This is a genomic window from Mesorhizobium sp. M0174 (assembly GCF_040322275.1).
Classification (GTDB): Bacteria; Pseudomonadota; Alphaproteobacteria; order Rhizobiales; family Rhizobiaceae; genus Mesorhizobium.
Window position 1 is genome coordinate 351,370 of record NZ_JAMYTB010000001.1, and the last position, 15,308, is coordinate 366,677.

Below are 15,308 nucleotides of genomic sequence, written 5' to 3' on the forward strand. Positions count from 1 at the left end.
CGGGATTTGGCTCGTCTCCGTCATGGACATACGTGCTCAAGGCTAACTCGGCGCAGCTTCGTTGCGGCACCGGCGGGCGCGTACAGCGGAGTGCTGGAATGGCAGCTATTCACCTCTCGCCAGTCCGCTTCCGGCGGACTGCAGCAACGCGGCATTTTCCACTTTGAGGCGAAGTAATTCTCAACTATGCTTGAGCTAGGCTTTTGGCATGGGGGATATTGCCGATGGTTTCGTCACGCAGGGGTGTCGTGCTCGGCGGCCTGGCGCTGGTCGCGGTGGGTGCAACCAGCAATATTGCTCAAGCCGCGGCGGCAAAATCCTTTTTCGCGGGTACCGCCAGCGACAACAATTTTGTCTATCGCAAGACCAACTTCGCCAAGATCGATAAGAGATGGCATCGCCAGATCGTCAAGTATTTCAGCAGCGAGCCGGTCGGCACCGTCGTGGTCGATACCCGCCACCATTTCCTCTACGTCATCATGGAAAACAAGACCGCCATCCGCTACGGCGTCGGCGTCGGCAAGGACGGCTTCAAATGGTACGGCCGCGCGACGATCGACCGCCGCGCGCTGTGGCCGGATTGGGTCCCGCCCCCCGAAATGCGTAAGCGCAGGCCGGAACTACCGCCCATGATCGCAGGCGGCGCGTCCAACAATCCGCTCGGGCCGCGCGCGCTCTATCTGCACCGCGACGGCGCTGACACCGGCTACCGCCTGCATGGCACGCTGGAGCCATGGAGCATCGGCACCGACGCTTCCAGCGGCTGCATCCGCATGTTCCCGGAAGACATCATCGACCTCTACCAGCGCTGCCCGATCGGCACCGCGGTGCAGGTCCTGCCGCATATCGCCGACCAGGCGCCCGCTTCCACCACTGTCGAATGATTGGCGCCTCATGAACCGCATGATTGAAAACACGCGCCGGCTGCTCGCTGCCGGCCTGCTGATGCTGGTCGCATCCTGCTCGACCAGCAACACGCTCGCCCCTTCCACGCCTGACATCACCAACACCGAGGTTGCCGGCTTCCAGAACGTGCAGCCGGGCAGCGAGGAGGATTTTATCCTCAATGTCGGCCGCCGCACCTATTTCACGCAAGGTTCGGCCGCGCTCGATTCTGTCGCCAAGGCCACCCTCGACACCCAGATCGCCTGGTTAGCAAAGCATCCGCGCTGGCTGCTCAAGCTGCAGGGGTTCGCCGACGATCCCGGCGCAAGTGAAATGGCGCTGTCGCAGCAGCGCGCCGATGCGGTGATGGACTACCTCGCCGCCGGCGGTATAGACCGCAATCGCATGTGGGCCAAGGGCTACGGCAAGGACAGGCTCGTCCGCGACTGCCCCGACACCGCCTGCAGGTCGCAGAACCGCCGCGTTGTGTCTAATTTGCGCGATGAGAGGGACGAGTCGTAGAGGTTGCTGTTTTTCTTGTGACTCGAAGCAGAGTCTCACATACGACGGCGGCATGGCTGCTTTGCGCCTAGGGCAGTCATACAGAAACTCAATGCCGACACTTTGAAGCGGACGTTGAAGGGAGCGCCCTGTGTGCGGCGATAACGCTGTTCCGGATCGCTGGGATACGCCCGCAGCCTCGGTGGCAAGCATAACGAAAGGAACCAAGCTGCCAGGGCCAGTTTCGAAGCCGGTTCCTGAAAAGGTCAATCCATGTCGCGCGCGTGTCGCGTGGATTTGCCGAGTGTCGCAGGAAATCCTTGCAAATCACCGGTAGCTGCTTGCAACATGGCGCGAAACACAATCGGCCAGCTTTAAGGGCTAGCCGATTGTCAAGTTTACTTGAGAAATTCTTGGTAGTGGGAGACCGCTACATCGCGACACCCACTATTGAGGGGGCGCTTTTTTGCTATCGTTGGCAAGCGGCCTGACAGCAAATCGAGATCGAGCAACCACGAACTCGACGATGATGGATGGGACGAACTGCGCCGAAAAAGCTGACAAATTCGGATACTTAACGTAAAACCTTGGGTCATGCGGTACCGAATGCAGTACCGTTCGGGCGATCAACCAACGATTGGCGAAATTTTGAACGGGCTACCATTACCGATGGCCTAAACACCATCTTCGTCCTTCGTTGCCGCAAGAAAGGTTCCCCAACCGCCGGATCAATCCGATCAGCCTGTGCCAACGCGCAACGGCTCCAATACTCAAACGTTTCGGGCGGGACTGAAGAGGTTAATGACTGCCGCACCCGGAGCAGTTCGACGTATTTCCTTATTTCGCTTGGCCTGCTGAAATGCAGCCGCATTTTTAGAAGGAACGACCGTCTGGCAGGACGACGCAAGCACTTGATGGCAAGGCCGTCGAGCGGATGGAGAAAGTCAGCGACGAACAATACCGCCGCTGAACCTTACCGGGCCGCAGCGTCTCGCACTTGGCGAAGTCTTGCGCTGCCGAGTCCTGCAATAGTGACAGGCACGCTGCCAACTCACCCCAGCCAATACCTCGGCCCCGGCCCCTTGCGTCCTGCCATATCGGCAGGGTTCGCAAGGCTACACCGGTCGATCGACAGACAGCCGCAACCGATGCACTCGGTAAGCCCGGACCTCAGGCGCTGCAACTCGGCGATGCGCTGGTCGATGCGCTTAGTCCACTGGCCCGACAACCGCGACCAATCCCGACGCGACGGCACGCGATCGGCTGGCAACTTGGCCAGCTCGGCGCCGATCTCCTCAAGAGTCAGCCCAATTCGCTGCGCGAAGACGATGAAGGCGATCCGGCGCAGCACGGATCGCGGATAGCGTCTGTGTCCCGAGCCGGCCCGCTCGGACGCGATTAGGCCGCGCTCCTCGTAGAAGCGCAGGGCCGATGAGGCGACGCCGCTGCGCCGCGACACGTCGGTAATGGTCAGCATGGAATCCATGCATGAACGAAAGCACGATTCCCGCTTGACTTCAAGTTAACTTGAACTTGTAGCAAGGGCCATAAAGCTTGAAGGAGCACCGGTAATGCAGTCGAATATTGATCTTCAAGGACTTCGCGTGGCGGTCACGGGCGGCACCTCCGGGCTCGGAATGGCGCTTGTGCGGCAGCTGACCGCGCAGGGTGCGTGCGTGGCCTTCGTCGCTCGCACCGCCGCGAATGTCGAACGCATTGCTGACGAGACGGGCGCGCACGGCATTGTCGGCGACGTCGGCAAGAAGGAGGACACCTACTCGATCGCGCTACAGGTCACTGCCAGCCTCGGCGGGCTCGACGTCCTGATCAACAATGCCTCGAGCCTCGGCCCTATCCCTCTGGCGCTCCTCGCCGATACTGAGTGCGAGGAGCTGGAAGTGGCGCTCGCGGTCAACCTGGTCGGCGCGTTCCGGCTGACGAAGGCCCTGTTCGGTGCGCTTGCCGCGTCCGCACGCGAGGGCCGTGGCGCGATGGTGATCAACATCTCCAGCGACGCGGCGGTGAACGCCTATCCCGGCTGGGGCGCGTATGGGGCGAGCAAGGCCGCTCTTGCCCATCTGACGGCGATTTGGGAGGAGGAGGCGAAAGCCGACGGCATACGGCTCCTCGCACCCGACCCTGGCGACATGGACACCCCGCTGCACGCGCTAGCGCTTCCTGACGCCGATCCGTCTACATTGAAACGCCCCGAACTGGCTGCTGCCGAGATCATCGAAAAGATGATCGACGCGCTACAGGTCCGCGCTACGCTTCACGCCGGGGCATGCGCATGATTGCCGCCGATCGTTCCGATCGGCGCAAAGCCAGGCTGTTGGTCGTCGAGGCGGACGGCACGATGCGCGACCTTCCGCGTGCTGGAATCGCGACGCTATTCGGTCCCGGCGATCAGGTCGTCGCCAATGACGCCGCGACCTTGCCTGCCAGCTTGCACGGCACGCACGTCCCAAGCGGTGAGGCGATCGAGATCCGCCTGGCGGGCTGGCTGTCACTTCCCGATCCAACCCGTTTCGTGGCGATTGCCTTCGGCTCGGGCGATCACCGCACGCGCACGGAAGACCGGCTGCCCCCACCTCCGCTGTCACCAGGCGATCGCCTCCGGCTCGGCTCGCTTGACGCCGTCGTCGAGCGCCTTCTCGACCATCCACGCCTTCTCGAGTTGCACTTCCCAGGCAACCGCGCAGCAGTGCTTGCAGGACTGGCGCAGCACGGCCGGCCGATCCAATACGCGCATGTTCCCGAGCCGTTGGCACTGTGGGATGTTTGGACGAAGATTGCCGCCGGGCCGGTCGCGTTCGAGGCGCCGTCGGCAGGCTTCGCGCTCGACTGGCGCACGCTCCAAGCCTGGCGTCGGCACGACGTTGGCTTTGCAACACTCACGCATGCTTCGGGCGTGTCTTCCACCGGCGATCCCGCGCTCGACTCGCGCCTTCCCTTCGACGAGCCATACCGCATCCCTGGGCGCACCGCGGCGCAGGTCGCGCGGGCGAAGCTGCGCGGCAGCCGCATCATTGCGATCGGCACGAGCGTAGTGCGCGCACTTGAGGCAGCCGCCAATCCCGGCGGCAATGTGCGTGCCGGAAATGGCATTGCGACAGGGTGCGTCGCGCGGGGCACGCGGCTTCGCGTGGTCGATGCGATTCTCACAGGCGTCCACCAGCCCGGCGAAAGCCATTTCGAGCTCCTGCGCGCCTTTGCCGACGATGCTCTGCTCGCTAAGGCCTCCGCAGCCTTCACCGCGTATCGATACCGCGCGCATGAATTCGGCGATTCCATGCTGCTCAATCGCCAACCGCTGCTTCTATCGCGCGAACAGAACCGTGCCGAGGTGCTCGAGACGAAGCCTCTACTCGAGGCGTGGCTATGATGTCGGCAGGTTCGGTGGCATTCCGGGCCGCACCGCGAACGTCAGCTTCGGAGAAGTGTAACAGACCGAAGGTTGATTGACGGTTCTCCCCAGGTCCACCCGGTTCCGAACCGGCACAACGCGCCAATTGCCGACCTTTCCGGCGAGTGTACCACTACCCACCGCGGCCCCGAGCATTCCCGACACCGAGCCGTTGGCATGACGTCGACCGATCGCTCCGCCGCGGCCTGGATCGACCAACCGCTGGCCCACGTCGCTGAAGCCATCGGCCGGACGACGATCGGTTCCTGGCCGAGCATCAGTCCGCCCACGATGAACCGCGCTCGCCGTCTGTGGACATGGTTGCCGCCGTGCTTGAGCGCGAGTGGTGGCGCCGTCGGCCGGAAGGTCGCGACGAATGAAACGCCGGCCCAGTTCAACCGGCGCGACGTCCTTCAAAGCTGGGGGGATCGATCTTCACCAAGCGGTCTGCGGCCTCGACCGCAGCTCGTATCCTGCTGCAAAGCGCGAGATTCTTGGCCAGCATTTCTTCAGTGCGTTGAAGCGCGAGCTCAGTCCGATGGATGCGCTGCCTGGCAATGGCAACTTCCGATGTCAAAATATCGGCCGCTATCCCGTGGCCGTGGGGTTCCATAGTATCCATCAGTTTCTAATACATGGGGGGCGATATCGTTCCCTGATATCGGGCGAGCGGGGTGCCGCCGTTCCTCTATCAGTGATGAGCGCTGCCTATATGGTCCGGCCGTCTTTGCAGCCGCGACAAAGGCGCGATGAGCCGAATGACCAACGCGCTCCCTGTCAACACAGCGCCAGAAACAGGGCGCCTCCTCGATCCGTCCTGATGCGGCCCGATGAACTGCGGGATATCAAATCAGCGGCCGACTACGCTGGCCGCGATGACAGGACCATTCGTGTGGGCAAAGCGATATGGGATCGGGCGCCAGAGTGGACGAGGTGCGCCCCATCGAAATTAGCCTGCCAGCCTTGGAAATGGTTCATGGCGAATGGGGCGCGCTGGAGAGGCTGCGCGCCGGCGACAGATCAAATCGATGCTGCGGCCGCGCTCGAGTTTCAAACGGGCAACCGGCGTTGGAGACGGTCGCCGGCCGCTTCACGTAATGGCGCGGCGGGCGAACGCCGCCGCGTCAACCCAGGGTAGCACATCGCCGTTCCGATCAAGTTCCTCCGCGACGATACGTCGGCCCGGTTCCTCGACAACCGCATATCGTCGTCGGGCGCCTCCATAGATTCGTTGAACCAACGACTGGAAAGGGTCGGTCTTTCGCGTTCCGTCAGAGTCGCAAGAGCGTGGGGTGAACGGTACTACATCCACACGGCCAGACGCCATTCCAACCGCTGATCCGTCTCGACCGCTTTCGGCCGCCTCGGCCGTTTCGCTAGGTCGCTTCGCCCGGCTTATGGAAGTTCGATCTCGCCGTCCACCACGTGGTTGAGGCCGGTGCCTTCCGCCGTCAGCGTCATGCGGACCTTCAGTTTCTTGCCGCCGATTTGCCCTTCGCGCACCGTCTCCTCGATCTTGCGCTGGGAGGTGACGCCGACTTCCTTCAGGAACTTGCGGATCGACATGTTGACGGCGTCTTCGCTCATGGCGGAACTCCTCTGTATCCGGAAGGGATTGTAAGGGAAGGCAAGGGATCAAGGAAGCAGGACGGTGACGCACGGTTTTATAGAAATAGACCTGGAGCCGGGAGGAGACGTCGGGTCCTTAAACTTGATCGACCCCTGGCAGGAGGAGTGGAACCGATCGACGTCTTGCGCAGAAGGAGCACTATGACGGCCATCTCGGCCTTGCTCTGACCGATCAGGAAAAGAGTGATCTGATCGAGTACCTCAAATCGATCTGATCAGCACTCGGCGCTTCTTTGGGTTCGATTGGGAGGAAAGATCATTAAAGAAGATCGTGGTGAGGTAATTGCGGGTCGGCACAACAGGCCAAGCGCTGTCTCGCCGGAAACTTCTTAAGGTGTCGATGACCGGCGCGGGCGATTGCAGGTGCAGGTGGGCTTGCTTCCTGCATGACAGGTCAGCCTGCGGCGCGCGGCACCACCCCAAAGCCTGTGGCGCTTTGTCAGGATGTTCCAAACAAGGGTCGCCGCTGCGGCGGATGCACCCGTGGAGCCGAAATGCAAGCGAGATTGTCGCGGGTGAAATCAGCCCCGATGGTTGGTGCCGCTTTTACAAAGCACGGCCGGCCTGATCGGTCGAACCCAGCGGAGACTTTCGTTGTCTGCTGCGCTGCGGGTGATGGTCTGCAGGCATCGCGTCGAGGATGTCGGGTCACATTAGGCATTCAACAAGTCCGGAGTCAGAGCCGAAATGATCGACGACCTTTCCAACATTTGCCTTCGCCATTGACCCCTCCCGGTCAAGCAACCCAAATATCAGCGTTCCTCTGGCGGCTTGACGTTCTGGAACTGCATCAGCAGCAGCAGATCATAAATGATTTTGAGTGCGCCGCAGATCAGGAAGGGCCATGCCCGGAACGAGGCAGCGAACAGAGCGCCCGCCAGGGCGGGACTGGCTGCGGCAGCCAAACTGCGCGGGACCGATGTGAAGCTCGCCGCGGCTGCCCGCTCCGCCGCCGTGACGACGGCCATGACGTAAGATGAGCGCGTCGGGACGTCCATCTGCGAAAGCGCGGCACGGATCAGCAGCAGGGCGAGCGCCAGAGGGAGCGTCGGCGCAAGCGCCGCCAGCATCAGGGCGATGCTGGACGGAATGTGTGTGAACACCATCGTGTTGATGAGTCCGATGTGCCGCGACAGCCAGGCGGCAACGGGGAATGAGAACGCCGAAAGGATGCCGGACCAGAAGAAGAAAAAGCCCGCTTCCGAAAGCGACAGGTCGAATTTTTCAAAAAGCCACAGGACAAGCAGCGACTGGACGAGGAAGCCGCCGGCAAAGGCATCAAGGCTAAAAAGGGCCGCAAGCCTGAAAACGATATTCCGCGAGGGGCCAAGCGCGGACGTGCTGCCGGAGTCCGACGTTGGACGGCGCTGCGGGATCTGCGCGTAAAGGAGACCGCCGAGCAGGCCCAGCAACGCATAGAGCACGAACATCGCCTTGATGCCGGTGAGTTGATCGAGGCCGGCTGGAGCCAGAAGATCAGGTGTCGCCGAAGCGAGCGCGCCAACCGCGGCTGCGAGCGCACCCACAAGGCTGTAGCGCGCGAACATCTTGGTCCGCGCGGCGTCGGTGACTTCGCGTGTGAGCACGGCATGCTCTAAGGGCACGAATACGCTGACGCTGCCGGCCGACGGGTTGATGGTGCCTGCGAAGGCGATCACCAAAAGCAGCGCGTAGTCGTGGACCACAGCAAAGGCCACACCCGTGGCGACCATCAGACTGGCGGCGGCAAGCAGGAGTTGGCGGTGATCGTGTCGGGCACCAAGGAGTCCGACGGCGATGGTCAAGAGCGCTGAACCAAGCAGCGATGCGGTTGCAATGATGCCGACCTGCAGAGGCGCGAAGCCTAATGCGAGGAGATATACCGGCAACAGAACGGCCACGAAGCCGTCGCCCATGTCCCGCAGGGCTCGGGCCGCAAAAAGAAAAGTCGCCGGGCGGATCTGCTGCACTGATCTAGCCTGACCTCATCACCTGCATTGGCGTCACCGGCTTTGGCAGCGTCGCTCGACGGGGCCGGAAGGATCATGACGGAGTCGCATTAGACATTCCAGCGAGGCGAATATCGGATTCAATCCTCGGGCTACCGCCCAACAATGCTGAATCATATCGTGTCAACGGCTTGCAACGACCGAAGACGCAACTGGCGCATATTGCACTTGGCTGTCAAGGTCGGGAAGAAGGGTCGGATCGCGAAGTTCCCCGCCGCATTGAACGTCCCAAGATGGCGCATAGTGCCGTTTCGGAACCGGGTGGACCGGGGGCAGGATCGCCAATCAACCTGGGATCATGTTGCAACCAAGTTCGAATGTCGCGTTGCTGGCAAGTAGAAATGTCGCATTGGGACGTTTCAGGGGTAGGCGCCAAGTCAGGATTGCGGGGTGACGTGCATCCTGGCTTCGCCGTGAGCGCCCGATCGGGGGCGATCAAGTATGGCACTTCGGCTTTACTAGCTTTGAGAGCGGCCACTTACGCGCGAGCTTCGTTGGCCGGTGTCGGTTGCGGGTGATCCGATATTCGTCCAGCATCGCGACGACATCTGCAATGCGAAGCTTGGCGAAGAGTTTGACAACGCAGATCAGCGCAAGATGTCCGACAGGCTCTCGGGCTTCTTCTCGCCAAGCGAGAGATCAAGGCCGGACAGAAGTTCGACGAGATGGCTTCGCATCAGGTCGGACGCGTTTTGTGCGTCGTGCTTTTCGATGGCATCGACGAGGGCGTGATGGGCGTGGCTTTCGCAGGTGGTGTCGCGGCGGCGCCAGTAGAGCGCGATGATCAGCGACGACCGCGACAGCAGGTCTTTGACGAAACCGGTCAGGATAGAATGGCCGGCGATTTCGGCGATGCCGACATGGAATTTTGCCGACAGCATGATGGCGTCGCTGTCGCGGCCGGCATGCAGGGCCTCGTGCTCTTTTTCGAGATGAAGCCGCAGTTGCGCGATCTCGGCCGGCTTTGCCACTTCGGCGGCAAGCGCCGCGACCTTGGGCTCGATCAGCGCCCGCGCCTCGAACACCTCGCGCGCTTCCTGCTTGGTCGGCTGGGCGACGAACGCGCCGCGGTTCGGCTCGAGCCGAGCCAAGCGGTCATGCGACAGCGCCTGCAGCGCCGCGCGTATCACCGCGCGGCTCACCGAATAGATCGAGGCGAGTTCGTCCTCGGGTAGTTTTGTGCCCGGTGCGAGGCGGTGGCTGACGATGGCGTCGCGCAGGCCGGCATAGACCGGAAACCAGCGCATCGTCGGCTTGTCGCCATCCCGTGGCTTTGGCCCAAGCAGGTCCATCGTCTCATTGTCCCGGCGGCCGGATCGCATAGCGGCACGAACACCGCGTTTCCGGCCGCACATCGAACATCCTGTGTGGGAATGTCAACAATTTTGCACGCATCAGGATACACGGCCGGAGGGCGAAAAGGGCGCAAAGATTCCGGCGAAGGATTTTTCGAGTGGAACCTGGTAGCCGCCGCGCTTTGAGGTCGACAGGCCAAGGCCGACGAGGCTCTCGCAGAGTTTTACTGCGCAGGCGACGCCGTCGAGCACGGGAAGGCTATGTTCGCGGCTGAGCGCGGCGGCGAGGTCGGCCATGCCGGCGCATCCCAGCACAATCGCTTCGGCCCGGTCGTCGCGGATGGCGCGCTCGATCTCCTCCGAAATTCGATGGCGGGCGTTGGAGCCGGGCACTTCGAGCTCCAGAACGGGAACGTCGCTTGCCCGCACCTTGGCGCAGCGGCTGGCGAGGCCGTAGCGAACCAGATTGTGCTCGATCGCCGGCACCGAACGCGACAGCGTCGTCACCACGCTAAATTTGCCGGCAATCAGGCTCGCCATGTGAAACGCCGCTTCGCCGATGCCGACCACCGGCATCTCCCGGACGCAGCGTACTGCGTCGAGGCCGGTGTCGTCGAAGCAGGCGATGACGCAGGCGCTCGCCGCCGGATGTCTCTGGATCTCGCCGATCATTCCCGGGATGGCGAAGACCTCGTCGAAATAGCCTTCGACGCTCGGCGGCCCGTCCTTCGGATTGACGGCGATGATCCTGGTGCCGGCCGAAGCCGCGCGGCGCGCCGCCTCGCCGATCTTTTCGGTCATGGACGCGGTGGTGTTGGGATTGACGACGAGTACGTCCATTTGCGCTTTCATATTTCGCCGCCGAGATAGAGTTTCTTGACCCGGTCGTCGCCAAGCAGCTCAGCCGAATGTCCGGCCAGCGCGATCTTTCCGGTCGTCAGTGCGTAGGCGCGCTGCGAGATGCGCAGCGCCATGCGCGAATTCTGCTCGACCAAGAGAACACTGACCTTTTCGTCGCGATTGATCGCCACGATGGAGCGGGCGATGTCCTGAACGAGCTTCGGCGCGACGCCGAGCGAGGGTTCATCGAGCAGCAGAAGCTTCGGTTTGGCCATCAGCGCCCGCCCGATCACCAGCATCTGCTGTTCGCCGCCGCTCATCGTACCCGCCGTCTGGGAATAGCGTTCCTTCAGGCGCGGGAAGCGCCCGAGCACCATGTCCAGCGTCCTTGCGATTTCGGCCTTGTCGATGCGGGTGAAGGCGCCCATCATCAGATTGTCGCGCACCGTCATGTAGGAAAAGACGCGCCGACCCTCCGGCACCATGGCGATGCCCATCCTGACCAGCTCGTCAGGGCGCGTTCCGTCGATGCGGTGGCCCTGGAAATGAATCTCGCCGCTGCGGACCTTCTTCAGGCCGGTGATGGCGCGCAGGATCGAAGATTTGCCCGCGCCGTTCGCGCCGATTAGCGCGACGGTCTCGCCCTCGTTGACGTTGAGCGACACACCCTTCAGTGCATAGACATGGTCGTAGTAGAGTTCGACGTCGGAGACTTTCAGCAGTTCGCTCATGGCTAAAATCCGATCGTCTCATCTTCGGCGCCGAGGTAGGCCTCGATGACCTTTTCGTTCTCCTGGATTTCCTTCGGCGTTCCCTCGGCGATTTTCACACCGAAGTTCAGGACGACGATTCGGTCGGAAATGTTCATGACGGCGGGCATATCGTGCTCGACCAGCAGGACAGTCACGCCGCGCTTCCGCACGCCGCGCACCATCTCCACCGCGCGCACGGTTTCGTCATGGTTCATGCCAGCGAAGGGCTCGTCGAGCAGAAGGACGGTCGGATTCGTGGCGAGCCCGATGGCAATCCCGAGCGCGCGCAGATGGCCGTGCGGCAGCGTGCTGGCGATCTCATGCCGTTGCGCGCCGAGACCGAGGAAGTCGATGATCTCGTCGGCCGAGCGGCCGAATTCATCTTCGTCGCGCCGTGCGGTATTCGTGCCGAGATAGAAGCCGGCAAGGCTGGCATTGGAACGCAGGTGATGCGCGATTATGACATTGTCGCGCACCGTCATGCCCTTGAAGATCGTCGTCTCCTGGAACGTGCGCACGACGCCCTTCCGGGCGACGATATGCGGCGCCAGGCCTGAAATCCGCTCTCCCCGGAACAGCACTTCGCCCGAGGTCGGATTGAGAAAAGAGGAAATCAGCTTGAACAGCGTCGATTTGCCGGCGCCGTTGGGGCCGATGACGGAAAGGATCTCGCGTTCGCGGACCGCGAAGGAAACATTGTTGACCGCGACCAGCCCGCCGAAGCGTTTGGTCACTGCCTTGATCTGGAGAAGGTCAGTCATGGTCCTAGCCCTGCTTCCTGCCGAACAGCCGGAGGCTGAGCAGGCCGTTGGGAAGGAACAGCATCAGCGCGATCAGCACCGACGAGAAGATCAGCAACTGGAACTCGCCGGTCTCGAACAGGAAATCCCAGCCGAAATAGAGCACGAAGGTGCCGATCATCGGCCCGAAGACGTAGCTGAGCCCGCCGAGGAAGCAGTTCAGCATGAAGTTCACCGAGTCGGTGACGGTGAAGCTGGACGGATAGATCGACTGAGAGATGGCGACGAACATCGCGCCGCCGAGACCGCCGAGGAACGAGGAGATGGCGTAGGCGATGACGCGCAGATAGGCGATATTGACGCCGATCGAGGAGGCCAGTTCCTCGTTCTGCTGCAACGACTGGCAGAGTTTGCCGATGCGCGAATGGACTAGGCGGTAGAGCGCTGCAAAGCACAGCACCATCAGCACAACCGACACCAGATAGAAGGCGGGACGCGGATTGGCGAGCGTCGCGAAATCCGGAAGGATGGTCAGCCCGAATATCGAGATGCCGCCGGGGAGCGGAATGCTGACCATGCCCTTGGCTCCGTTGGTGATCGGCAGTGCCAGTGCGAGCAGCCGCGCCACTTCGGTCAAAACCAGCGTGACCATGGCGAAATAGACGCCGCGAAGCCTGAGGATGGGCAGCCCGATCAGCACGCTTGCAGCGGCGCAGAATAGCCCAGCCAGCGGCAGTGTCAGCCAGAACGACACACCATACTGGACGACAAGGATGGCCGAAACATAGCCGCCCATAAGCGCGAAGGCACCCTGGCCGATATTGATGCGGCCGATGTAGAAAGTCACCCACACCCCGGCGCTGGCGATGCTGAGCAGCGCGACCGAAGTCAGCGTGTAGTAGAGGTCGAGCCGACCCGTCGCCTCGATCAGCCAGGGCACGCCGATGAGTACGACCAGCAGGAAGACAGCGACGCCGAGGATGTTGCGTGTACGCTTCATGTCGATCACCCCCACGGCTTGCCCATGAGCCCGTTCGGGCGGATGCTCAGGAACACCATCAGCGCGGCGAAGATGACGAGATAAGTGACGTCGCCATATTGGCGTAGCACCGTCAGGCCGACCGATTCCATCATGCCGAGGATGAAGCCGCCGGCGATCGCTCCGCTGACCACGCCGGCGCCGCCGATCATCACCATCAAGAACGCCTTGATCGAGATCGGCCCGCCGATGCCCGAATTGACGCCGGTGATGGCGACCAGCAGCCCGCCGACTATGCCGGCAAGCATCGCGCCGAGCGCAAAGCCGATCATCGAATAGCGGTCGACCTCGACGCCCATAAGCTGTGCCGCGACCCGGTCCTGCGCCAGCGCCCGCATGGCGCGTCCCGGCTTGCTGTACTGCATGAAAAGCACGAAGGAGGCGATGAACAGTATGGCGAGTGCGCCGACCAGCAGCCGGTCGTAAGGCATTATGAGGCTGTCGGAGACGAAGACGCCGTTGACGATCTTCGGCACGCCGCGCTGCTTTTCGCCGAACAGGAGGAGGATCACGGCGTCGAGGAAGAATGCGACCGCCGCCGCGAGAAGCATCGTACTTTCCTCCCGCACGCTTCGCCTAATGACCGTTCTGAAAAGGAATTTCTCGACCAGCGCTCCAATGACCAGCAGCGTGATCCCGGACGCGACGAGCGCGACGACGAAAGGCATGCCGAGCTGGCCATAGACGGTGTAGGTGATGAAGCCACCGAGAACGTACATCTGCCCATGGGCAAAGTTTAGCACGTTCATCAGAGCGAAGATCAGGGTCAGACCGAGCGCGATCAAGGCGTATTGCGCACCAAGATAAAGCCCGTTGGCGATGACTTGTTCCATCAGGATGGTTCCCGGCCATTCAGAGGCTCAAGGCGAATGCACGAGCCTCTGCGGCAATCCGCTTCAGTGCAATTGCGTCAATCGACTTGAGCGACGAAGAGCGTCTCGAACTTGCCGTCGCGGTATTCCGTGACCACCATCGGGACCGAAAGCTGGCGCTTCTGGCCAAACGACGTCATTCCGACATAGGTCAGCTTGGCATCGCCCTTCAGATAGGGATTGGGCGCCGAGAAAGTGTCGATCGTCTTCTTGAACTCCTCGACATTGTCGATCGCGGCCGGGTTCGCCTTCAGCGTCTCGATGATGTATTCGAGCGCGTAGACCTTGGTGTTGGACTCGTCATTGTATTCGCCAAACATTTTCGTATAGCGGTCGACGAACTCCTTCATCATGTCGGATGCGATTTCGGGCGTCGATGCGCCGCCGACTGAGATGAAACCGTTGGCCAACTCGCCCGCGCCCTCTTCCAGCACCTTGGCATCCTGCGCCGTTTCGGTGGAGATCAGACCTTCGTAGCCGAGCTCGCGCGCGGCGCGGATCAGCAGCGGAGCATTGCCGGGCGCGACACCCGAAAGCACCAGCAGGTCCGGTTTTTGCAAAACGATCGGCGTCAGTACCGGCGTGAAATCGCGGGTATCGTTTTGGTAGACGTCCGTGGCAGCTACAACCTCAAGCCCGAGCGCCTTTGCCGCGGCAACACCGCCATCCCGTTGACTCAGCGGATCGGATTCGTTGGCGGCGACAAAGGCGACTTTTTTCACGCCCCTGTTTTCCATGAGATATTTGTAGATCGCCGGAGCTGACTGGTAGTTGGCGATCATGCCGAGCACGGCGTTGGACGCCGGCGGGGTGTAGAGTTCCTTCGGGAATGCGTAAGGAAAATAGATGATGCCCTTGGATTCTGCCACGGGACGCACCGCCGCCGCGCCGTCGTCGACATTCGGACCGACGACATAGTGGATGCCCTCCTGGGCCATCTTCTCCATGCCGGCGATCGCCCGCTTCGGGTCCTTCTGATCGTCGAAGGTGACGATTTTGATGTCATAGGTCTCGTCACCAATCTTCACCCCGCCGGTTTCGTTGATCCAGGCGGCGCGCGTCTGCATCGAGCGGACGTTGGATGTGCCCCACGCAGCGGCCGCGCCACTCGTCACGCCGACAAAGCCGATCTTGAGTTCCTTGTTGGCGGCTTGCACTGTGATTGTGCCGCCGGCCATGATTGCCAGCGCAGAGACGGCGCCGAGTGCGGCGAATGTGATTATTGAACGTCTGTTGATCATTGTTCTTTCCCCTTTGGAGGCCGCGCATTGTTGCGACAGAACTCGACCGATACGCGGACTTTTGTGAGTCAAGGCTCAAATCAATTATCTGTCAACAAAACTTTTACAGATTGTTGACAA

15 protein-coding genes and 1 pseudogene are annotated in these 15,308 nt (G+C 61.7%); 4 read left to right on the forward strand and 12 right to left on the reverse strand.

What is annotated here, in order from left to right; translation table 11 throughout:
• Positions 1–224: 224 nt before the first annotated feature.
• Positions 225–884 carry a L,D-transpeptidase gene (locus tag NKJ13_RS01645; RefSeq protein WP_352736943.1) on the forward strand — a complete coding sequence of 220 codons (660 nt, stop codon included), beginning with the start codon at positions 225–227 and terminating at the stop codon, positions 882–884.
• A 10-nt stretch (positions 885–894) separates the two neighbouring features.
• Positions 895–1,407 carry an OmpA family protein gene (locus NKJ13_RS01650; RefSeq protein WP_352647462.1) on the forward strand — a complete coding sequence of 171 codons (513 nt, stop codon included), beginning with the start codon at positions 895–897 and terminating at the stop codon, positions 1,405–1,407.
• Positions 1,408–2,437: 1,030 nt separating this feature from the next.
• Here NKJ13_RS01650 and soxR read toward each other — a convergent pair.
• On the reverse strand, positions 2,438–2,872 hold the full coding sequence (soxR, locus tag NKJ13_RS01655) for a redox-sensitive transcriptional activator SoxR (RefSeq protein ID WP_127862987.1): 435 nt from the start codon (positions 2,870–2,872) through the stop codon (positions 2,438–2,440).
• A gap of 85 nt (positions 2,873–2,957) precedes the next feature.
• On the opposite strand from soxR, the gene NKJ13_RS01660 reads away from it, so the two are divergent.
• Together NKJ13_RS01660 and NKJ13_RS01665 are read left to right on the forward strand one after the other, a co-directional pair.
• On the forward strand, positions 2,958–3,680 hold the full coding sequence (locus NKJ13_RS01660) for an SDR family NAD(P)-dependent oxidoreductase (RefSeq protein ID WP_352736942.1): 723 nt from the start codon (positions 2,958–2,960) through the stop codon (positions 3,678–3,680).
• Positions 3,677–4,771, forward strand: coding sequence for an S-adenosylmethionine:tRNA ribosyltransferase-isomerase (locus NKJ13_RS01665; protein WP_352736941.1), 1,095 nt, complete (start codon positions 3,677–3,679; stop codon positions 4,769–4,771). The genes NKJ13_RS01660 and NKJ13_RS01665 overlap by 4 nt, the downstream gene beginning before the upstream one ends.
• Positions 4,772–5,186: 415 nt before the next feature.
• On the opposite strand, the gene NKJ13_RS01670 is transcribed toward NKJ13_RS01665, so the two are convergent.
• The 11 genes and pseudogenes from NKJ13_RS01670 to NKJ13_RS01715 form a co-directional block, all read right to left on the reverse strand.
• Positions 5,187–5,405, reverse strand: coding sequence for a hypothetical protein (locus NKJ13_RS01670; RefSeq protein ID WP_352776994.1), 219 nt, complete (start codon positions 5,403–5,405; stop codon positions 5,187–5,189).
• Between the two features lie 483 nt (positions 5,406–5,888).
• Positions 5,889–6,008: pseudogene (locus NKJ13_RS31560) on the reverse strand (AAA family ATPase); the annotation flags it as partial.
• Positions 6,009–6,187: 179 nt separating this feature from the next.
• The gene (locus NKJ13_RS01675; protein WP_023679340.1) at positions 6,188–6,379 is read right to left on the reverse strand and encodes a DUF6494 family protein; all 192 of its coding nucleotides are present in this window, start codon (positions 6,377–6,379) and stop codon (positions 6,188–6,190) included.
• A gap of 794 nt (positions 6,380–7,173) precedes the next feature.
• Positions 7,174–8,316, reverse strand: a complete 1,143-nt coding sequence (locus NKJ13_RS01680) for an MFS transporter (protein ID WP_352737024.1) — start codon at positions 8,314–8,316, stop codon at positions 7,174–7,176.
• 680 nt (positions 8,317–8,996) lie between these two features.
• Complete coding sequence (locus NKJ13_RS01685; protein ID WP_352478397.1) at positions 8,997–9,701, reverse strand: GntR family transcriptional regulator; 705 nt, start codon at positions 9,699–9,701, stop codon at positions 8,997–8,999.
• 102 nt (positions 9,702–9,803) lie between these two features.
• Positions 9,804–10,544 (reverse strand): aspartate/glutamate racemase family protein, encoded by a 741-nt coding sequence (locus NKJ13_RS01690; protein WP_352736939.1) that lies wholly within the window; start codon positions 10,542–10,544, stop codon positions 9,804–9,806.
• Positions 10,545–10,552: 8 nt separating this feature from the next.
• Positions 10,553–11,275 carry an ABC transporter ATP-binding protein gene (locus NKJ13_RS01695; protein ID WP_352478401.1) on the reverse strand — a complete coding sequence of 241 codons (723 nt, stop codon included), beginning with the start codon at positions 11,273–11,275 and terminating at the stop codon, positions 10,553–10,555.
• A gap of 2 nt (positions 11,276–11,277) precedes the next feature.
• Positions 11,278–12,057 carry an ABC transporter ATP-binding protein gene (locus NKJ13_RS01700; protein WP_352478402.1) on the reverse strand — a complete coding sequence of 260 codons (780 nt, stop codon included), beginning with the start codon at positions 12,055–12,057 and terminating at the stop codon, positions 11,278–11,280.
• A 4-nt stretch (positions 12,058–12,061) separates the two neighbouring features.
• Positions 12,062–13,036 carry a branched-chain amino acid ABC transporter permease gene (locus tag NKJ13_RS01705; RefSeq protein ID WP_352702916.1) on the reverse strand — a complete coding sequence of 325 codons (975 nt, stop codon included), beginning with the start codon at positions 13,034–13,036 and terminating at the stop codon, positions 12,062–12,064.
• A 5-nt stretch (positions 13,037–13,041) separates the two neighbouring features.
• Positions 13,042–13,908 (reverse strand): branched-chain amino acid ABC transporter permease, encoded by an 867-nt coding sequence (locus NKJ13_RS01710; protein ID WP_352478406.1) that lies wholly within the window; start codon positions 13,906–13,908, stop codon positions 13,042–13,044.
• 77 nt (positions 13,909–13,985) lie between these two features.
• A complete protein-coding gene (locus NKJ13_RS01715) occupies positions 13,986–15,188 on the reverse strand; it encodes an ABC transporter substrate-binding protein (RefSeq protein ID WP_352478408.1) in 1,203 nt (400 codons plus the stop codon).
• Positions 15,189–15,308: the final 120 nt, after the last annotated feature.